19 protein-coding genes, 1 tRNA gene and 1 pseudogene are annotated in these 20096 nt (G+C 51.6%); all 21 read right to left on the reverse strand.

Annotated features, from left to right (window positions below):
- On the reverse strand, positions 1 to 119 hold a 119-nt coding region (locus tag ABYA77_RS12485; RefSeq protein ID WP_372966319.1), incomplete at its 3' end, for a 50S ribosomal protein L22.
- 16 nt (positions 120 to 135) lie between these two features.
- Positions 136 to 411, reverse strand: a complete 276-nt coding sequence (gene rpsS / locus ABYA77_RS12490; protein ID WP_114335791.1) for a 30S ribosomal protein S19 — start codon at positions 409 to 411, stop codon at positions 136 to 138.
- A 23-nt stretch (positions 412 to 434) separates the two neighbouring features.
- Positions 435 to 1262 carry a 50S ribosomal protein L2 gene (gene rplB, locus ABYA77_RS12495; protein WP_372966304.1) on the reverse strand — a complete coding sequence of 276 codons (828 nt, stop codon included), beginning with the start codon at positions 1260 to 1262 and terminating at the stop codon, positions 435 to 437.
- 17 nt (positions 1263 to 1279) lie between these two features.
- Positions 1280 to 1573, reverse strand: a complete 294-nt coding sequence (rplW, locus tag ABYA77_RS12500; protein WP_372966305.1) for a 50S ribosomal protein L23 — start codon at positions 1571 to 1573, stop codon at positions 1280 to 1282.
- A complete protein-coding gene (rplD, locus tag ABYA77_RS12505) occupies positions 1570 to 2175 on the reverse strand; it encodes a 50S ribosomal protein L4 (protein WP_372966306.1) in 606 nt (201 codons plus the stop codon). Before rplD ends, rplW begins: the two co-directional genes overlap by 4 nt.
- Before the next feature lie 11 nt (positions 2176 to 2186).
- Positions 2187 to 2825: a 50S ribosomal protein L3 gene (rplC, locus tag ABYA77_RS12510; RefSeq protein WP_372966307.1), complete on the reverse strand. Its 639-nt coding sequence runs from the start codon at positions 2823 to 2825 to the stop codon at positions 2187 to 2189.
- Positions 2826 to 2900: 75 nt separating this feature from the next.
- Positions 2901 to 3212 carry a 30S ribosomal protein S10 gene (gene rpsJ / locus ABYA77_RS12515; RefSeq protein WP_041341420.1) on the reverse strand — a complete coding sequence of 104 codons (312 nt, stop codon included), beginning with the start codon at positions 3210 to 3212 and terminating at the stop codon, positions 2901 to 2903.
- Between the two features lie 187 nt (positions 3213 to 3399).
- Entirely contained in the window at positions 3400 to 4596 is a 1197-nt protein-coding gene (gene tuf, locus ABYA77_RS12520; RefSeq protein ID WP_372966308.1) for an elongation factor Tu, read from the reverse strand.
- A 35-nt stretch (positions 4597 to 4631) separates the two neighbouring features.
- On the reverse strand, positions 4632 to 6737 hold the full coding sequence (gene fusA / locus ABYA77_RS12525; protein ID WP_372966309.1) for an elongation factor G: 2106 nt from the start codon (positions 6735 to 6737) through the stop codon (positions 4632 to 4634).
- An 18-nt stretch (positions 6738 to 6755) separates the two neighbouring features.
- Positions 6756 to 7226: a 30S ribosomal protein S7 gene (gene rpsG, locus ABYA77_RS12530; protein ID WP_372966310.1), complete on the reverse strand. Its 471-nt coding sequence runs from the start codon at positions 7224 to 7226 to the stop codon at positions 6756 to 6758.
- Positions 7227 to 7336: 110 nt separating this feature from the next.
- Positions 7337 to 7711 (reverse strand): 30S ribosomal protein S12, encoded by a 375-nt coding sequence (gene rpsL, locus ABYA77_RS12535; RefSeq protein ID WP_012139854.1) that lies wholly within the window; start codon positions 7709 to 7711, stop codon positions 7337 to 7339.
- Between the two features lie 167 nt (positions 7712 to 7878).
- Positions 7879 to 12093, reverse strand: coding sequence for a DNA-directed RNA polymerase subunit beta' (rpoC, locus tag ABYA77_RS12540; protein WP_372966311.1), 4215 nt, complete (start codon positions 12091 to 12093; stop codon positions 7879 to 7881).
- Between the two features lie 77 nt (positions 12094 to 12170).
- Entirely contained in the window at positions 12171 to 16247 is a 4077-nt protein-coding gene (gene rpoB / locus ABYA77_RS12545) for a DNA-directed RNA polymerase subunit beta (RefSeq protein WP_372966312.1), read from the reverse strand.
- 242 nt (positions 16248 to 16489) lie between these two features.
- Positions 16490 to 16864, reverse strand: coding sequence for a 50S ribosomal protein L7/L12 (gene rplL / locus ABYA77_RS12550; protein ID WP_372966313.1), 375 nt, complete (start codon positions 16862 to 16864; stop codon positions 16490 to 16492).
- Between the two features lie 39 nt (positions 16865 to 16903).
- Complete coding sequence (gene rplJ / locus ABYA77_RS12555) at positions 16904 to 17434, reverse strand: 50S ribosomal protein L10 (RefSeq protein ID WP_372966314.1); 531 nt, start codon at positions 17432 to 17434, stop codon at positions 16904 to 16906.
- A 211-nt stretch (positions 17435 to 17645) separates the two neighbouring features.
- Positions 17646 to 18344: a 50S ribosomal protein L1 gene (gene rplA, locus ABYA77_RS12560; RefSeq protein ID WP_372966315.1), complete on the reverse strand. Its 699-nt coding sequence runs from the start codon at positions 18342 to 18344 to the stop codon at positions 17646 to 17648.
- Position 18345: 1 nt separating this feature from the next.
- Positions 18346 to 18777, reverse strand: a complete 432-nt coding sequence (gene rplK / locus ABYA77_RS12565; protein WP_372966316.1) for a 50S ribosomal protein L11 — start codon at positions 18775 to 18777, stop codon at positions 18346 to 18348.
- 117 nt (positions 18778 to 18894) lie between these two features.
- A complete protein-coding gene (gene nusG, locus ABYA77_RS12570) occupies positions 18895 to 19428 on the reverse strand; it encodes a transcription termination/antitermination protein NusG (protein WP_372966317.1) in 534 nt (177 codons plus the stop codon).
- Between the two features lie 11 nt (positions 19429 to 19439).
- Positions 19440 to 19808, reverse strand: a complete 369-nt coding sequence (gene secE / locus ABYA77_RS12575; protein WP_372966318.1) for a preprotein translocase subunit SecE — start codon at positions 19806 to 19808, stop codon at positions 19440 to 19442.
- A gap of 33 nt (positions 19809 to 19841) precedes the next feature.
- Positions 19842 to 19917: transfer RNA gene (locus ABYA77_RS12580), tRNA-Trp, on the reverse strand.
- 44 nt (positions 19918 to 19961) lie between these two features.
- Positions 19962 to 20096: pseudogene (locus ABYA77_RS12585) on the reverse strand (elongation factor Tu); the annotation flags it as partial.

Here is a 20096-nt window from a genome sequence, read left to right on the forward strand (position 1 = left end):
GGGCTGAAAGTCAGAATATTCAGGGCGTCCTCAACAGCCTTGCCGCGTACTTGGTCAGCGACAAGACGCGCTTTCTGAGCTGAGAGGCGAGCGCCCTTATACTTGGCTGCTACTTCCATTTCTATTACCTCAGGATCAGCGTTTAGCTTTCTTGTCGGCCGCATGACCACGATAAGTACGCGTTGCCGCGAACTCACCCAGTTTATGACCAACCATATCTTCGGTGACATAAACCGGCACGTGCTGCTTGCCGTTGTGGACTGCAATGGTCAGGCCTACCATCTCAGGAAAAATTGTCGACCGGCGGGACCAGGTTTTAATTGGACGCTTGTCGCTTTTCTCCAGAGCTGCCTCGACCTTCTTCAACAGATGCAGGTCTATGAAAGGACCTTTCTTTAAAGAACGTGGCACAGCAATTACCTCTATGTAGTCGTTTACTTGGCCGAACGACGACGTACTATCATCTTATCAGTACGTTTGTTCTTACGAGTCTTATGCCCTTTGGTCGGAACACCCCACGGAGTAACCGGGTGACGTCCACCAGAGGTACGCCCTTCACCACCACCATGTGGGTGGTCAACTGGGTTCATAGCAACACCACGTACTGTTGGACGTTTACCGCGCCAACGTGATGCACCCGCTTTACCAAGCTGCTTAAGACTGTGCTCACTATTGGAAACTTCACCCAACGTTGCGCGACAATCTACAAGCACCTTACGCATTTCACCTGAACGCAGGCGGATAGTGGCATAAGCCCCTTCCCGTGCTACCAACTGTACGGATGCGCCCGCTGAGCGAGCCAGTTGAGCACCTTTGCCAGGCTTGAGTTCGACGCAGTGAATCACTGAACCGACCGGAATATTCCGGAGCGGCAGAGTAGAGCCCACTTTAATCGGCGCGTCGACGCCGGAACGCACAGGATCACCAGCTTTAACACCTTTAGGAGCGATAATGTAACGACGCTCACCATCAGCATATTTCAGCAGTGCAATGTGCGCTGAACGGTTAGGATCATATTCCAGGCGTTCAATGATCGCCGGAATACCATCTTTAGTCCGTTTAAAATCGATAACACGGTAGTGTTGCTTGTGACCACCACCAATGTGACGAGTAGTAATGCGACCATTGTTATTACGGCCACCAGTCCTACTTTGTGCTTCTACCAACGGCTGGTATGGGCGCCCTTTGTGCAAATCCGGGTTGTAAAGCTTTACAACGTGACGGCGTCCGGCAGATGTTGGTTTGGTCTTGACGATCGGCATATTACGACCCCTTTACCTTATTCCACATCCAGAAAATCGATGTCCTGACCTTCTGCCAGCTTAACGTAAGCCTTACGAATGTCATTACGCTTGCCGAACCCGCGGATAGTGCGCTTAAGCTTACCCTTACGGTTCAGAACCTGAACACCTTCTACGGTGACGTTGAACAACTGCTCAACAGCCTTTTTGATCTCGGGCTTGGTTGCATCAGGAGCTACACGAAACACTACCTGACCATGCTCAGCTACGCGAGAAGCTTTCTCTGACACGTGCGGCCCAAGCAGGACCTTATAAATACGTTCCTGATTCATCCCAGCATCTCCTCGATCTTCTTCAGAGCAGGAACAGTGACCACGACTTTCTCGTAAGCAACCAGGCTAACCGGATCCAGACCAGCCACATCACGAACATCAACATGCGGAATGTTGCGGGATGCCAGGTGCAGATTCTGCTCAACGCTTTCAGACAGGATCAGAGCATTTGAAACACCCAGATCCGCCAACTTAGCGGTAAACGCCTTGGTCTTCGGAGTATCGACACTGATCTCGTCAACCACAACAAGACGCTCCTGACGAACCAGCTCAGAAAGAATTGAGCACATGGCCGCACGATACATCTTACGGTTAACTTTCTGTTCAAAATCGCGAGGCTTGGCAGCGAATGTCACGCCACCAGAACGCCAGATCGGGCTACGAATGGTACCAGCACGGGCACGACCAGTACCCTTTTGGCGCCATGGCTTTTTACCGCCACCGCTGACTTCAGAACGTGTTTTCTGAGCCTTGGTACCCTGACGGCCGGCTGCCATATAAGCAGTAACCACCTGATGAACCAGAGCTTCATTAAAATCTTTGGCAAACGCAGCATCGGAAACAGAAATCCCTTTGCCACTACCAGTAATTGTCAATTCCATCGAACCGCTCCTCAGGCTTTGACTGCAGGCTTGATGACAACATCGCCGCCAGTTGCGCCGGGTACGGCACCACTTACCAGCAGCAGGTTGCGCTCGGCATCGACACGGACAATCTTCAGGTTTTGCACAGTAACTTGTGCATTACCCATCTGACCGGCCATCTTTTTACCCTTGAACACCTTACCCGGAGTCTGGTTTTGACCAATGGAACCCGGAGCACGATGAGACAGGGAGTTACCGTGCGTGGCATCCTGCATGGAGAAGTTCCAGCGCTTTACGCCACCCTGGTAGCCCTTACCCTTCGAACGACCAGTAGCATCAACCACCTGACCGTCTTCGAATACAGAGACAGTAAGCTCACCACCAGCGGCCAGCTCTTCACCTTCGCCATCAGCCAAGCGGAACTCCCAGGAACCACGACCAGCCTCAACTCCGGCTTTTGCGTAATGACCTGCTTCCGCCTTGGTAACACGGGAGGAACGACGAGAACCCACGGTCACCTGAACTGCACGGTAGCCGTCGTTTTCGAGAGTTTTGAGTTGGGTAATGCGGTTAGGCTCAACCTCAATTACCGTAACAGGCAGAGCTTGCCCATCTTCCGTAAAAATACGGGTCATACCGGCCTTACGACCGACAACACCAATTGCCATGTTTCACCTCTTAAGTGTACGGGGCTCGCACCCTCTATGGCCTATGACAGTTACACACACCAATACCGAAAGGTATTAGCCGAGGCTGATCTGAACGTCCACACCTGCTGCCAGGTCCAACTTCATCAGAGCATCCACTGTCTTTTCCGTCGGCTCAACAATGTCAAGCAAACGCTTGTGTGTACGAATTTCATACTGATCACGCGCATCTTTATTGACGTGCGGGGATACCAGTATCGTGTACTTTTCCTTCCGCGTCGGCAGAGGGATAGGACCACGAACCTGAGCGCCAGTCCGCTTAGCGGTATCGACGATCTCCTGCGTGGACTGGTCGATCAGACGATAATCAAACGCCTTCAACCGGATTCGAATTTTTTGGCTTTGCATAATGCACCAAACTCCACTCGTAGCAGCTACTAGTTAGCCGACCTTCAAAAAAAGGAGCCGCATTGTATGCATAATACCCAACTGTGTCAACTGCCCAAGGCAGCCAACCCAATCAGGCTAGCGTGCGACTTAAACGGAAAAAGGGGCTGAGAATTTTCAGCCCCTTTTTCCTGATCAACCGAGCATATTACTCAATGATCTTGGCAACAACACCGGCACCAACGGTACGTCCACCTTCACGAATCGCGAAGCGCAGACCATCTTCCATGGCGATCGGAGCAATCAGAGTAACAACCATCTGAACGTTGTCACCCGGCATTACCATTTCAACACCTTCCGGCAGCTCGCAAGATCCAGTCACATCAGTGGTCCGGAAGTAGAACTGCGGACGGTAGCCCTTGAAGAACGGAGTATGACGACCACCTTCTTCTTTGGACAGTACGTACACTTCACACTCAAACTTGGTGTGCGGATGAATGGTACCCGGCTTACACAGCACCTGACCACGCTCAACGTCGTCACGCTTGGTACCACGCAGCAGAACACCTACGTTCTCGCCTGCACGACCTTCGTCGAGCAGCTTACGGAACATCTCAACACCGGTACAGGTAGTCTTGACGGTATCTTTGATACCAACAATCTCAACTTCCTCACCAACCTTGATTACGCCACGCTCTACACGACCGGTCACAACAGTACCACGACCAGAGATAGAGAACACGTCTTCGATCGGCATCAGGAACGGCTGATCGATTGCTCGCTCAGGATCAGGGATATATGCATCAAGAGCTTCTACAAGCTTCTTAACAGCAGTCGTTCCCATCTCATTATCGTCTTTACCTTCCAGAGCCATCAGAGCAGAACCGGTGATGATCGGAGTGTCATCGCCCGGGAAGTCATACATGCTCAGCAGGTCGCGAACTTCCATTTCAACCAGCTCAAGCAGCTCTTCGTCATCAACCATGTCCGCTTTATTCAGGAACACAACGATGTACGGTACACCTACCTGACGAGACAGCAGGATGTGCTCACGAGTCTGCGGCATTGGGCCGTCAGCTGCAGAACACACCAGAATAGCGCCGTCCATCTGAGCCGCACCAGTGATCATGTTCTTAACATAATCGGCGTGACCCGGGCAGTCTACGTGCGCGTAGTGACGAATCGGAGAATCGTACTCAACGTGAGAGGTCGCGATGGTTATACCACGCGCACGCTCTTCCGGTGCGTTATCGATCTGATCGAAAGCACGGCTCTCGCCTGTACCCCAAACTTCGTGACATACACGGGTCAGGGCAGCTGTCAGAGTAGTTTTACCATGGTCAACGTGACCGATGGTGCCCACGTTTACGTGTGGCTTATTACGTTCAAACTTAGCTTTGGACACGGTTACACCTCTTCCTGTTTCTTAAGTCCTGGGGATCAACCCTTTTTAATGATCGCTTCGGCAATGTTCGAAGGAGCTTCCATATAACGAGAGAATTCCATCGCGTAAGACGCCCGACCCTGTGTCGCTGAACGCAGGTCAGTGGCATAACCGAACATTTCCGACAATGGAACTTCTGCACGGATGATCTTGCCCGCAGGGCCGTCATCCATTCCCTGAATCAGGCCGCGACGACGGTTCAAGTCACCGACGACGTCACCCATGTAATCCTCAGGGCTGACAACTTCAACCTTCATGATAGGCTCAAGAAGCGCAGGATTGGCCTCCAGAGCACCTTTCTTCATTGCCATGGAACCAGCAATCTTGAAAGCCATCTCGTTAGAGTCGACATCATGGTAGGAGCCGTCATACAAGGTAGCCTTGATACGCAGCAACGGATAACCTGCCAGACAGCCATTCTGCATCTGCTCGGCAATACCTTGCTGGACGGCCGGGATGTATTCCTTAGGAACAACACCACCAACAATCTCGTTCACAAAGATAAAGTTTTCGCCATCTTCATCATCCAATGGCAGCGGCTCAAACTTGACCTTAACGTGACCATACTGACCGCGACCACCAGATTGACGAACGAACTTACCTTCAACATCAACCGGCTTGCGAATGCACTCACGGTAAGCAACCTGCGGCTTACCAATGTTGGCCTCGACCTTAAATTCACGACGCATACGATCAACAATGATATCCAGGTGAAGCTCACCCATACCGGAGATAATCGTCTGCCCGGACTCTTCGTCGGTGCGAACACGGAACGACGGATCTTCCTGGGCCAACTTACCCAGCGCCACACCCATCTTCTCCTGATCGGCCTTTGACTTAGGCTCTACGGCAACCGAAATCACCGGCTCAGGGAATTCCATTCGCTCCAGAATGATCTTGTGATTTTCATCACACAGAGTATCACCCGTAGTCACACTCTTGAGGCCAATTGCCGCAGCGATATCACCAGCCAACACTTCTTTGATCTCTTCACGATCATTGGCATGCATCTGAACCATACGGCCCACACGCTCTCTTTTACCTTTGACCGAGTTGAAAACAGAGTTTCCGGACTCAAGTTTTCCAGAGTAAACACGGAAGAAAGTCAAAGCACCAACAAAAGGATCGGTCGCGATCTTGAATGCCAAGGCCGCAAAAGGTGCATTGTCATCCACCGGACGAGTCTCTTCAGTACCCTCGTCGTCAACCTCACCACGGATCGCACGAACTTCGTCAGGCGCCGGCAAGTATTCAACAACCGCATCAAGAACCGCTGGAACACCCTTATTCTTGAATGCAGAACCACAACACGCCAGAACGATTTCATTGGCCAAGGTACGAGCACGAAGCCCCGCCTTAATCTCTTCCAGGGTAAGCTCACCACCTTCGAGATACTTGTCCATGTACTCTTCGTTCGCTTCGGCCGCAGCTTCGACCAGCGCCTCACGGTATTGCTGAACCTGGTCAACCATATCCGCAGGAACCTCGTCCTCGCGGTAGGTCATACCCAGATCGTCGTCGCTCCAGTAGATCGCTTTGTTACGCAGCAGATCCACAACGCCCGCAAACTGATCTTCGGCACCGATCGGCAACTGAAGAGGCACAGGAGTAGCACCAAGACGAGCTTTGATCTGCTCAACTACGCGCAGGAAGTCTGCTCCGGCACGGTCCATTTTGTTCACAAAGACCATACGAGGAACTTCATACTTGTTCGCCTGACGCCAAACAGTTTCTGACTGCGGCTCAACACCAGAAGAACCACAGAACACAACCACCGCGCCATCGAGAACTCGCAGAGAACGCTCAACTTCGATAGTGAAGTCAACGTGCCCTGGGGTATCGATGATATTTATGCGATGCTCATCGAACTGCTTGTCCATGCCCTGCCAGAATGTAGTAACAGCAGCGGAGGTGATAGTAATACCACGCTCATGCTCTTGTTCCATCCAGTCAGTGGTAGACGCGCCATCATGGGTCTCACCCATCTTATGACTACGACCAGTGTAATAAAGAATACGCTCGGTCGTTGTGGTCTTGCCCGCATCAACGTGCGCACAGATACCAATGTTTCTGTAACGTTTAATCGGTGTTTTGCGTGCCACTGTATAAACCTCGGCTGATTAGAAACGGAAGTGAGAGAAAGCCTTGTTGGCTTCAGCCATGCGGTGTACGTCTTCACGCTTCTTCACTGCAGAGCCCTTGCTCTCGGCTGCATCAAGAATCTCACCAGCCAGACGTTGAGCCATAGACTTTTCGCCACGCTTCCGCGAGAACTCAACGAGCCAGCGCATAGCCAACGCGTTCTGACGGGAAGGCCGTACTTCTACAGGCACCTGGTAAGTAGCACCACCCACACGACGGGATTTAACCTCAACCATCGGCTGGATGTTTTCCAGGGCCTTCTCGAACATTTCGATCGGCTCTTCTTTAGACTTCTCGGCAACAATCGCCAGAGCACCGTAAACAATGCGCTCTGCTGTTGATTTCTTGCCATGCTCCATCACGTGGTTGATGAATTTCGCAAGACGCGAACTGCCGAACTTAGGATCGGGAATAATTTCCCGCTTTGCTGCAACTCTTCTTCTAGGCATCGATAAGCCCTTATGTTTAAAAGGTCTTCAGGAACCCCTGAGATAGCAAAATGCTACTCAGCCTTACTCTTACCGTTCTGACAAGCAACGATAAAAGACACCCGCAGGCATCAAGACTTGGGTCGTTTTGCACCGTACTTGGAGCGACCCTGCTTACGGTTCTGCACACCCTGGGTGTCCAAAGTACCGCGAACAGTGTGATAGCGCACACCCGGAAGGTCTTTTACCCGACCGCCGCGAATTAGCACAACACTGTGCTCCTGAAGGTTATGACCTTCACCACCAATGTATGAGGAAACCTCGAAGCCGTTGGTCAGACGAACACGGCACACTTTACGAAGTGCTGAGTTCGGCTTCTTCGGCGTTGTGGTGTACACACGAGTACATACACCACGGCGCTGAGGACAGGCCTGAAGAGCAGGAACATCGCTCTTGGCTACCTTGCGTTTACGAGGCTTACGCACCAACTGATTAATCGTTGCCATGTAAGCAAACTCCAAAAAACCATACCAATGAAACTTACCCCCCTGTTACAGGAGGTAAAATTTAAGGGTCGCAAGTTTAAGCCTGCGACCGTGCTCAGTCAAGACGACTGTTCTCTTTTTAACCACCCTTCGGGTAGGTATCTACCCGGAGGGTGGTGCGCTCTTAATCAACTTCCGCGATTAAGTTCTGCGCTCAGAGCTTCTTCAACATCCGCCGCAGTCACACCTTGCTCTTCCAGGTCTTTTCTACGACGACGCGCACTGTGATATGCCAGGCCTGTACCGGCCGGAATCAGTCGACCAACCACAACGTTTTCTTTCAGGCCGCGCAAGTAGTCACGCTTACCAGTGACCGCACCCTCGGTGAGAACCCGAGTTGTTTCCTGGAACGACGCCGCAGAAATGAACGACTCGGTTGCCAACGACGCTTTGGTAATACCCAGCAGCAGACGCTCAAATCTGGCCGGCTCTTTATCAGCCGCAATCGCCTTCTCGTTTTCTTCCAGAACATGGGTGATTTCAACCTGATCACCGGACAACAGTGTTGTGTCGCCAGGATCGGTGATTTCAACCTTGCGCAGCATCTGCCGAACGATAACTTCAATATGCTTATCGTTAATGACAACACCTTGCAGACGGTAAACATCCTGAATTTCATTGGTGATGTATTTCGCCAGCTCCACCACACCCAACAGACGCAAGATGTCATGCGGGTTGGATGGACCGTCAGAAATAACCTCACCTTTTTCGACCGTTTCACCTTCAAATACGTTCATTTGACGGTGCTTCGGAATCAGTACCTCGTAGGCATCATCATCTTTCGGTGTAATCACCAAACGCTTTTTGCCTTTGGTTTCTTTACCAAATGAAACTACGCCGCTGATTTCAGCCAGGATCGCAGACTCTTTCGGGCGACGTGCTTCGAACAAGTCGGCGACTCGCGGCAGACCACCAGTGATGTCTCGTGTCTTCGAGCTTTCCTGAGGAATACGAGCAACAACATCGCCCAGCTCTACCTTAGCGCCATTGGCCATACTCACCAGAGCATTGGCCGGCAGGAAGAAGATGGCGGCACCACCAGCTGGAAGCTGAAGTTCCTCGCCAGCCTCGTCAAGCAACTGAATAGCCGGACGAATGTCTTTACCCGCAGCAGGACGCTCTTTCGGGTCGATAACTTCCATCGTAGACAGGCCGGTCAATTCATCCGCCTGAGTCCGGACAGTAATGCCCTCCTCCATGTTGACGAACTTGGCGATACCTTTCGCTTCCGCGATGATCGGGTGAGTATGCGGATCCCATTTAGCAACGGCCGCACCAGCCTCAACTACTTGCCCATTCTTAACCGACAGCACGGCACCGTATGGCAGCTTATACCACTCACGCTCACGCCCTTGTTCATCAGCAATCGCCAACGCAGAGGAACGAGAGATAACAACCAGTGAACCATCTGTCTTTTCAATAGACTTGAGGTTATGCAGGCGGACAGTACCACCATGCTTAACCTGGATGTTATCAACAGCAGAAGCCCGGCTAGCCGCACCACCAATGTGGAACGTACGCATGGTGAGCTGAGTACCAGGCTCACCGATAGACTGTGCAGCGATAACACCTACAGCCTCACCCACGTTAACCCGGTGACCACGGGCCAGGTCACGACCATAACACTTGGAGCAGATACCGTGGCGCGTCTCACAGGTGATCGCAGATCGAACCCAGATTTCATCAACACCAGCTTGTTCAACCAACTCAACGGTCTTCTCATCAAGCAAGGTACCAGCTTCAACGACTGCATTTTCTTTGTCAGTCGGAGTGAACACGTCACGTGCAGTTACGCGACCAAGAACACGATCGCCCAGCGGCACTACGACATCGCCACCCTCGATGTGAGGCGTCATCAGCAGGCCTTCCTCTGTGCCACAGTCTTCTTCGGTCACAACCAGATCCTGGGACACATCCACCAATCGACGAGTCAGATAACCGGAGTTGGCGGTCTTGAGTGCTGTATCCGCCAACCCTTTACGAGCCCCGTGTGTTGAGATGAAGTACTGCAGTACGTTCAGGCCCTCACGGAAGTTGGCTGTAATCGGCGTTTCAATGATCGAGCCATCAGGCTTGGCCATCAAACCCCGCATGCCAGACAACTGACGAATCTGGGCCGCAGAACCCCGCGCACCGGAATCAGCCATCATGTACACGGAGTTGAATGATTCCTGCATCAGCTCCTGACCATCTTCACCCTTGACGTGCTGACCATCTGCGTCGAGAACGTGCTCTTTAGACAGGCGCTCCATCATCGCTTTGGACACTTTATCGTTAGCACGGGACCAGATATCGATAACCTTGTTGTACTTCTCACCCTGAGTCAGCAGACCAGACGCGTACTGGTTTTCAATATCTTTTACTTCATCAGATGCTGCATCAACCAGCTCGTACTTCTCGGGAGGAATCTCAAAATCGTTAAAACAAATCGAGATACCTGAGCGGGTTGCATAGTGATACCCCATGTACATAAGCTGGTCAGCAAAGATAACGGTATCTTTGAGGCCCGCATCACGATAGCAGGTGTTGATCAGATTGGAGATCGCCTTCTTAACCATCGGCCGGTTGATAATGTCGAACGGAAGGCCGTCAGGCACGATATCAAACAGCAGCGCACGACCAACTGTCGTGTCTACGATACGATATGCCTCAGTCCTGGCGCCATCTTCTGAGATAGCCACTTCTTTAACCCGGACTTTCACTTTGGCCTGAAGATCAACCTTACCAGCGCCATAGGCACGGTGGGCTTCTTTGACATCAGCAAAAACGATACCTTCACCAAGTGCCGCATGGCGCTCACGCGTCATGTAGTACAAGCCAAGTACAACATCCTGCGACGGTACAATGATCGGCTCGCCATTTGCGGGAGACAGCACGTTATTCGTGGACATCATTAATGCCCGGGCTTCAAGCTGAGCTTCCAGAGTCAACGGTACATGAACCGCCATCTGGTCACCATCAAAGTCAGCGTTGTAGGCGGCACAAACCAATGGGTGCAGCTGAATCGCTTTACCTTCGATCAATATTGGTTCGAACGCCTGAATACCCAAACGGTGCAGAGTTGGGGCCCGGTTCAGAAGGATCGGATGCTCGCGAATAACCTCATCCAGGATATCCCAGACCACGCCCTCTTCTCGCTCAACCATTTTCTTGGCAGCTTTAATCGTCGTGGCCAGCCCGCGGTGCTCAAGCTTAGAAAAAATAAACGGCTTGAACAGCTCAAGAGCCATCTTCTTGGGAAGACCGCACTGGTGCAAGCGCAGGTAAGGTCCAACTACAATGACCGAACGGCCTGAATAGTCAACACGCTTACCAAGCAGGTTCTGACGAAAACGACCTTGTTTACCTTTGATCATGTCAGCCAGAGACTTCAGCGGACGCTTGTTTGTACCCGTGATGGCACGGCCGCGACGGCCGTTATCCAGAAGGGCATCAACAGCTTCCTGAAGCATACGTTTCTCATTGCGCACGATAATATCCGGAGCATTCAGCTCCAGCAGGCGCTTGAGACGGTTATTACGGTTGATCACACGACGATAAAGATCGTTCAGATCAGACGTCGCAAACCGACCCCCATCCAGCGGTACCAACGGACGCAGATCCGGCGGCAATACTGGCAACACAGTCATAACCATGTCACCCGGTTTGTTACCCGAGAACAGGAAAGCCTCAAGAATCTTCAGACGCTTGCTGAATTTCTTAATTTTGGTCTCTGAATTAGTCTGAGGAATCTCTTCCCGCAACCGGTCGACTTCGGCTTGCAAGTCGATATCTTGCAGCAATTCTTTGATGGCTTCGGCACCCATGCGGGCATCGAATTCGTCACCAAACTCTTCAAGGGCCTCGTAATATTGCTCATCATTGAGCAGCTGCCCCTTCTCGAGCGTCGTCATACCAGGATCGATAACAATGAAGCTCTCAAAATACAACACCCGCTCAATATCGCGCAGAGTCATATCCAGCATCAGGCCAATACGGGATGGCAGAGACTTCAGGAACCAAATGTGAGCGACCGGGCTGGCCAGCTCAATATGGCCCATGCGCTCACGACGAACGCTTGCGAGGGCGACTTCAACTCCGCACTTCTCGCAGATAACACCGCGATGCTTGAGGCGCTTGTACTTACCGCACAGGCACTCGTAATCCTTGATCGGGCCGAAGATCTTGGCACAAAAAAGACCGTCACGCTCCGGCTTGAAGGTACGGTAGTTAATGGTCTCAGGCTTTTTCACTTCGCCGAAAGACCAGGAGCGAATCATATCGGGTGACGCCAACCCTATACGGATGGCATCAAATTCCTTGCTTTGATTCTGGCTCTTGAGAAGATTCAGTAAATCTTTCATCAGTAAAAGCTCCGGATGGCGTTAATCTCGGGCGGGCACGAAAAGTGCCCGCTCACGCTGCCAAAAAACTATTCGGCTCACTCGGATTCCAGCTCGATGTCGATACCCAACGAGCGGATTTCCTTGACAAGAACGTTGAAGGATTCGGGCATACCCGGCTCCATGCGATGATCTCCATCGACAATATTCTTGTACATTTTGGTCCGGCCGTTGACGTCATCAGACTTAACGGTAAGCATTTCCTGCAGGGTGTAGGCGGCACCGTATGCCTCCAACGCCCAGACTTCCATCTCACCGAAACGCTGTCCACCGAACTGCGCCTTACCACCCAATGGCTGTTGGGTAACCAGGCTGTAAGAACCGGTCGAACGGGCGTGCATCTTATCGTCAATCAGGTGGTTGAGCTTGAGAATGTACATATAACCAACCGTAACAGGGCGATCAAAAGCATCACCTGTACGGCCGTCATACAACTTCGTCTGCCCTGTAGTATCCAGGCCAGCCAACTCAAGCATCCGCTTCACCTCGGCTTCCTCAGCACCATCGAATACCGGTGTTGCCATTGGAACGCCGCCTCGCAGATTATTACAAAGCTCAACGATTTCCTTGTCGGTCAGGCTATCAAGGTCAACTTTAAACACCTCATCCGAGTGATTATAGATCTCGTCCAGAAGCTTACGAAGTTCAGCGACTTTACGCTGCTCATCAAGCATTCGGCCAATCCGCTCACCCAAACCTTTGGCTGCTGCACCCAGATGGGTTTCAAGCACCTGACCAACGTTCATACGCGACGGTACACCCAGCGGGTTAAGAACGATATCGACGGTATTGCCAAACTCGTCGTAAGGCATGTCTTCAATCGGCATAACCGCTGAAATAACACCTTTGTTACCGTGACGACCGGCCATTTTGTCACCAGGCTGGATGCGACGCTTAATTGCCAGGTAAACCTTAACAATTTTGAGCACACCAGGAGCCAGATCATCGCCCTGCTGAAGCTTGCCTTTCTTGTCGTCAAAACGAGCTTCGTGCTCTTTTTTACGCTCTTCCAGGCCTTGTTCGGATTTCTCCAACAGCTCGTTCAGAGACTCATCTTTCATCCGCAACTTGAACCAGTCAGAGCGCGGAAGTTCAGACAAATAGGCCTCATCCAGCTTAGCACCCTTCTTAAGACCCGGGCCGCTAATAACTTCCTGGCCTTTCAGACCGACCATCAGACGCTCGAACGTAGCACCTTCAACAATACGGTACTCATCCTTCAGATCTTTCCGGTACTTATCCAACTGTTCCTTTTCGATAGCCTGTGCCCGGGAATCTTTTTCGATGCCATCACGGGTGAACACCTGCACATCGATAACCGTACCACGGGTACCAGTCGGAACACGCTGAGAGGTGTCTTTAACATCTGACGCTTTCTCACCAAAGATAGCACGCAACAATTTCTCTTCCGGTGTGAGCTGGGTTTCACCCTTCGGTGTCACCTTGCCCACGAGAATATCGCCAGGCCCTACTTCTGCACCAATGTAGACGATCCCGGATTCATCCAGTTTGGCCAGTGCGCTTTCACCCACGTTCGGGATGTCCGCAGTGATTTCCTCACTACCCAACTTGGTATCACGAGCCACACAGGTCAACTCCTGAATGTGGATAGTGGTCAGGCGATCTTCCTGAACCACTTTCTCGGAGATGAGGATGGAATCCTCAAAGTTGTATCCGTTCCACGGCATGAATGCGATGCGCATGTTCTGGCCGAGAGCCAGCTCACCCAAATCGACAGACGGACCATCTGCAAGTACATCACCACGGGCTATTTCATCACCCTGACGCACGATCGAGCGCTGGTTTATGCAGGTATTCTGGTTCGAGCGGGTATATTTGGTGAGGTTATAAATATCCACACCAGCATCACCAGCCTCAGTCTCACTCTGGTTAACACGCACAACGATACGCGCCGCGTCAACGCTCTCAATCACACCACCACGGCGAGCAGTTACACAAACACCGGAGTCTTGTGCAACGGTACGCTCAACACCAGTACCTACCAGAGGAACCTGGGAGATCAGCGTCGGAACCGCCTGACGTTGCATGTTCGCACCCATCAACGCCCGGTTAGCATCGTCGTGCTCCAGGAAGGGGATCAGAGACGCAGCGACAGATACAACCTGGCGCGGCGATACGTCCATGAAATTAACCGCTTCTGGCGGAGCAACGGTAAATTCGTTTTGATGACGAACAGTAACCAACTCGTCGGTCAAACGTTTGTCTTCATCGGTCGCAGCACTTGCCTGAGCGATGATGTAGTTACTTTCCTCAATAGCGGAAAGATATACCAGCTCGTCAGTAACAACACCGTCAACCACCTTCCTGTACGGGCTTTCCAGGAAGCCGTAGGAATTAGCTCGGGCATAGGTGGCCAAAGAGTTGATCAGACCAATGTTCGGACCTTCCGGGGTTTCGATCGGGCACACACGACCGTAGTGAGTCGGGTGAACATCTCGAACCTCAAAACCGGCACGCTCACGTGTCAGACCACCCGGGCCCAACGCGGAGATACGACGTTTATGAGTTACCTCAGACAGCGGGTTGTTTTGGTCCATGAACTGGGACAGCTGGCTAGAGCCAAAAAACTCTTTAACAGCAGCCGCAACAGGTTTGGCGTTGATGAGATCCTGAGGCATCAGGCCTTCACTTTCAGCCAGACTCAAACGCTCACGAACAGCCCGTTCTACACGAACGAGACCAACCCGGAACTGGTTCTCAGCCATTTCGCCGACACAGCGAACACGACGGTTGCCCAGGTTATCGATATCATCAACCTGACCCTGACCATTACGAATCGCAATCAACGTCTTGAGAACGTCAATAATGTCTTCGTGTGTCAGAATACCTTCGCCAGTGCTTTCTTCGCGACCAAGACGGCGGTTCAGCTTCATCCGGCCAACAGCTGACAAGTCATAGCGCTCTGCAGAGAAGAACAGGTTGTTAAACAGATTCTCCGCAGATTCCTTTGTTGGCGGCTCGCCAGGGCGCATCATGCGGTAGATTTCAACCAGTGCTTCCAGCGGTGTCCGGGTCGGATCGACACGCAGGGTGTCAGACATGAACGGACCACAGTCAAGATCGTTGGTGTACAGCGTTTCTATTTCTTTAACACCGGCATCGAGGATCTTGTCCACCACCTCTTCTGTCAGTTCGGTGTTACATTCAACGAGCACTTCGCCTGTGGACTCGTCAATCATATCCTTGGCGAGAACCCGCCCGTAAAGGTATTCCGTTGGAACTTCCAGCTCAGTAATACCTGCTTTTTCAAGCTGTTTGATATGACGAGCAGTAATTCGACGACCTTCCTCAGCAATGACATTACCTTCTTTATCTTTGATATCGAAGGTGGCTATATCACCACGCAGACGGCTTGGAACCAGTTCGAGCTTGCAGACATCTTTACCCACGGAGAACTTGCTGGTCTCGAAGAACATCGCCAGCATTTGCTCCGAGGTATAGCCGAGAGCCCGCAGCAGAATAGATGCCGGCAGCTTACGACGACGGTCAATACGAACGAAAACGGAATCTTTTGGATCGAATTCGAAGTCAAGCCATGAACCACGGTAAGGAATCACCCGAGCTGAATACAACAGCTTGCCGGACGAATGGGTTTTACCCTTGTCGTGATCAAAGAATACACCTGGCGACCGGTGCAGCTGGGAAACAATTACACGTTCAGTACCGTTAATAACAAAGGTACCGTTCTCGGTCATCAGGGGCATTTCGCCCATGTAGACCTCTTGTTCTTTTATGTCTTTGATCGCCTTGTTCGACGATTCTCTGTCATAAATAATCAAGCGGACTTTCACCCGCAGCGGCGCGGCGTATGTCACGCCCCGGAGCTGGCATTCCTTGACGTCAAATACCGGCTCACCGATCCGATAGCTCACATATTCGAGCGCGGCGTTGCCAGAATAGCTGACAATCGGGAATACGGATTTGAACGCCGCATGAAGACCGGTTTCCCGACGGTCTTCAGGTGCCGCTTCCATTTGTAGGTAGTCCCGGAAAGAATCTAGCTGAATAGACAGCAAATAGGGGACGTCCATCACGGATGGCAATTTACTAAAGTCTTTGCGAATCCGTTTTTTTTCAGTGTAGGAGTAAGTCATCTGCATTCCCCAGCTTTAGACCTGATACCTGGTATCAAGAAGCAATCATGTGTTCTGCTTCGGGGCCGAGTTGCTCGGCATATCGCGCCGTCTTGAACAAGACTCTGGCTGTAGGTTATAGAACTGACATCAACCTGCAATTGCACACCAGACTCTATAGCATATACAACACAAAAAGGCCGGTGGCACATAGCCACCAGCCCATCCGCACTTAACGTGCGGTGTCGATCAACAACCGACTATTACTTAAGCTCAACAGAAGCGCCTGCTTCCTCAAGCTTCTTCTTGGCTTCTTCAGCCTCGTCCTTGCTTGCGCCTTCCTTAATAGTAGAAGGTGCACCGTCAACCATTTCTTTCGCTTCTTTCAGGCCAAGACCTGTCAGTTCACGAACAGCCTTGATGACGTTAACTTTCTTCTCGCCAGGACCGGTCAGAACAACGTCAAACTCAGTTTTCTCTTCAGCAGCTTCGCCACCGGCGGCAGCTGCAGGAGCAGCAGCAACAGCTGCAGCAGCTGAAACGTTGAACTTCTCTTCCATAGCTTCAACCAGCGCAACAACATCCATTACGCTCATTTCAGCAATTGCATTCAAAATATCGTCTTTAGACAGAGCCATGACTTTCTCCCAAAATATAAAAAATGGTGTTCAACAGAATCAAGCAGCGTCTTGCTTCTGATCTCGGACTGCAGCTACGACACGTGTAATTCTTCCCGGAATATCGTTCAGAGTACGTACGAGCTTGGTAACTGGTGCCTGTGTAACAATGGCCAGCTTCGTCAACGCTTCGTGCAGCGTCGGCAGAGTAGCCAGGCGATCGATTTGGTCCGCACCCATCAGCTCACCGCCGACGGCCAGGGCCTTAATTTCGAAAGCCTCATTCTCTTTGGCAAAATCCTTCAGCAGGCGCGCAGCGGCACCCGGATCTTCCATTGAGAAAGCCAGAATGGTCGGGCCAACCAGCGCAGAATCGATGCACTCAAACTCAGTACCTTTAATTGCAATCTTCGCCAGATTGTTGCGAACAACTTTCAGGCGAACATTCTCGGTACGAGCTTTGGCACGAAGCGCTGTCATGTCACCAGAGGTGACACCACGGTAGTCAGCCAAAACCACAGACAGAGCAGTACCAGCAGTCTCGTTGACTTCAGCGACGATCGCTTTCTTGTCTTCGAGTCTAATTGCCACTGGATTTCTCCTCGATTTCGCCGGGACAACCCCGGCAAACCCATCATTGCCCCAAATGGGGCGCCTAACGGTGTTTGGGTTCAGAGAGAACGTCGTCACACCGTCTGCGCAGGCGTTGCTTTAACCTTTACGGCCCTTGCGAACAAGGGCCTCGGGGGCCTGCGGTCTTTGACAGCCTCGGCTTCCGCCTAGACTACAAAGTAACCATCAATCAGAGGCTCAAAGTACCCTGATCAATAGTCAGGCCAGGACCCATTGTCGACGAGATAGTGATCTTCTTCAGATACACACCTTTAGACGACGCAGGTTTGGCCTTTTTCAGATCTGCAATCAAAGCTTCAAGGTTTTCCTTGATGCTCTGTGCAGAAAACTCAACATTACCCAGCGGAGCATGGATGATGCCGTTTTTGTCTGTACGGTAGCGAACCTGACCAGCTTTGGCATTTTTAACCGCAGTTTCTACGTCAGCAGTTACAGTACCAACTTTCGGGTTCGGCATCAGACCACGGGGCCCCAGAATCTGACCCAACTGACCGACAACACGCATGGCGTCCGGAGTTGCAATAACCACGTCAAAATCCATGTTGCCTTTTTTAACTTCTTCAGCCAGCTCATCCATGCCAACGATGTCTGCACCAGCAGCTGTCGCTTTCTCGGCATTCGCGCCCTGAGTGAACACAGCAACACGTACAGTTTTACCTGTGCCGTGAGGAAGGACTGTACTGCTACGAACAACCTGATCCGATTTACGAGCGTCAACGCCCAGGTTCACCGCAACATCAAGCGACTCCTGAAACTTTACTGTTTGGCCAACTTCAGCCAACAGAGCAACCGCCTCATCTACGGAGTATGCGCGCGTAGAGTCTACTTTTTCGGCGATCAGCTTTTTACGCTTGGTCAACTTTGCCATCTTACAGACCCTCCACAGTCAGGCCCATACTGCGGGCAGTACCAGCGATCGTACGAACTGCCGCATCCAGATCCGCAGCAGTCATGTCCGGCTCTTTGGTCTTGGCAATTTCTTCCAGCTGAGCACGAGTGACCGATCCCACTTTGTCCGTATTCGGACGACCGGAACCACTCTTCACACCCGCGGCTTTCTTCAGTAGAACGGCGGCTGGCGGAGTTTTGGTTACAAACGTAAAGCTGCGATCACTGTACACAGTAATAACAGTAGGAATCGGCAGACCTGGCTCAACACCTTGAGTCTTGGCGTTGAACGCCTTGCAGAATTCCATGATATTTACGCCACGCTGACCCAATGCAGGGCCAACTGGGGGGCTTGGGTTGGCCTGACCGGCAGCAACCTGAAGCTTAATATAGGCTTCAATCTTCTTTGCCATGATAGCTCTCCTATGGGTTCAAACGCCTTTCGGCTCCCCTCTGATTACATCTGCTCAAAGCAGACACAAAAAGCCCGCGTCGCCGTAGCGCGCGAGCTATAACTTTTCAGACCGCCTTTAATCCTTCTCGACCTGACCAAACTCCAGCTCCACCGGAGTTGAACGACCAAAAATAAGGACAGCGACCTTCACACGACTCTTATCGTAATCGACTTCTTCCACCACGCCATTAAAGTCAGCGAACGGACCTTCGACGACACGAACAACCTCGCCAGGCTCGAAAAGGGTTTTCGGCTTCGGCTTATCAGCCCCACTTTCCACGCGACGCAGAATCGCTTCCGCCTCACGCTCCGTAATAGGGGCCGGCTTATCTTTTGTACCACCAATAAAGCCAAGAACACGCGGAGTGTTCTTTACAAGGTGCCACGAAGCATCATCCATTTCCATTTGAACTAATACGTAGCCAGGATAAAACTTGCGCTCACTTTTGCGCTTTTTCCCGTCACGCATTTCAACGACTTCCTCGGTCGGAACCAGGATATCGCCAAACTTGTCTTCCATGCTTTCCAGAGCAATACGCTCTTTAAGAGTGCGCATCACATGCTTTTCAAAGCCAGAATACGCATGAACAACGTACCAGCGCTTAGCCATTGACACTCCTGTTAACCGATAAAGCCGGCGACAAGCCAACTGATCAGCGAGTCCATACCCCACAAAATCAAAGACACAACCAGCACAAAGACAACAACAATAACTGTTGTCTGGACCAGTTCAGGCCTAGTGGGCCACACCACTTTCCGGATCTCTACGCGTGCTTCCTTGAGCAAAGTCGCAAAACGGCGACCACGGTCGGTCTGAAGCGCCACAAAAGCAGCAACTGCACCCAACACCACGAGAGCCAAAACCCGGTAAAGCACGGACTCGGCACTGAAATACTGATTACCGACAACACCGACGGCAATCAAAACGAAAACAACCAGCCACTTCACGATGTCGAAACGGCTGGCTGACTGAACGGCTTTTGACTCCATAGGAATCAGCTTATGTATCTGGATGTTAAAAAATGGCAGGCCAGGAGGGAATCGAACCCCCAACCTGCGGTTTTGGAGACCGCTGCTCTGCCAATTGAGCTACTGGCCTGCACCGAAACAACTCAGTGCAACAACAAATGAGTAACCCGAAGGTTACTCGATAATCTTAGCAACAACACCGGCACCAACGGTACGTCCACCTTCACGAATCGCGAAGCGCAGACCATCTTCCATGGCGATCGGAGCAATCAGAGTAACAACCATCTGAACGTTGTCACCCGGCATTAC

This window comes from Marinobacter sp., assembly GCF_041595835.1.
Taxonomy (GTDB): Bacteria; Pseudomonadota; Gammaproteobacteria; order Pseudomonadales; family Oleiphilaceae; genus Marinobacter.

Excerpts from the sequence above, each read along its gene's own strand:
- rpoC (WP_372966311.1), bottom strand. The coding sequence starts at position 12,093 with ATGAAAGATTTACTGAATCTTCTCAAGAGCCAGAATCAAAGCAAGGAA.
- rpsJ (WP_041341420.1), bottom strand. The coding sequence starts at position 3,212 with ATGCAAAGCCAAAAAATTCGAATCCGGTTGAAGGCGTTTGATTATCGT.
- rplK (WP_372966316.1), bottom strand. The coding sequence starts at position 18,777 with ATGGCAAAGAAGATTGAAGCCTATATTAAGCTTCAGGTTGCTGCCGGT.
- rplA (WP_372966315.1), bottom strand. The coding sequence starts at position 18,344 with ATGGCAAAGTTGACCAAGCGTAAAAAGCTGATCGCCGAAAAAGTAGAC.
- rplD (WP_372966306.1), bottom strand. The coding sequence starts at position 2,175 with ATGGAATTGACAATTACTGGTAGTGGCAAAGGGATTTCTGTTTCCGAT.
- rpoB (WP_372966312.1), bottom strand. The coding sequence starts at position 16,247 with ATGACTTACTCCTACACTGAAAAAAAACGGATTCGCAAAGACTTTAGT.
- rplB (WP_372966304.1), bottom strand. The coding sequence starts at position 1,262 with ATGCCGATCGTCAAGACCAAACCAACATCTGCCGGACGCCGTCACGTT.
- rpsG (WP_372966310.1), bottom strand. The coding sequence starts at position 7,226 with ATGCCTAGAAGAAGAGTTGCAGCAAAGCGGGAAATTATTCCCGATCCT.
- nusG (WP_372966317.1), bottom strand. The coding sequence starts at position 19,428 with ATGGCTAAGCGCTGGTACGTTGTTCATGCGTATTCTGGCTTTGAAAAG.
- rplL (WP_372966313.1), bottom strand. The coding sequence starts at position 16,864 with ATGGCTCTGTCTAAAGACGATATTTTGAATGCAATTGCTGAAATGAGC.
- secE (WP_372966318.1), bottom strand. The coding sequence starts at position 19,808 with ATGGAGTCAAAAGCCGTTCAGTCAGCCAGCCGTTTCGACATCGTGAAG.
- rplC (WP_372966307.1), bottom strand. The coding sequence starts at position 2,825 with ATGGCAATTGGTGTTGTCGGTCGTAAGGCCGGTATGACCCGTATTTTT.
- rpsL (WP_012139854.1), bottom strand. The coding sequence starts at position 7,711 with ATGGCAACGATTAATCAGTTGGTGCGTAAGCCTCGTAAACGCAAGGTA.
- rplW (WP_372966305.1), bottom strand. The coding sequence starts at position 1,573 with ATGAATCAGGAACGTATTTATAAGGTCCTGCTTGGGCCGCACGTGTCA.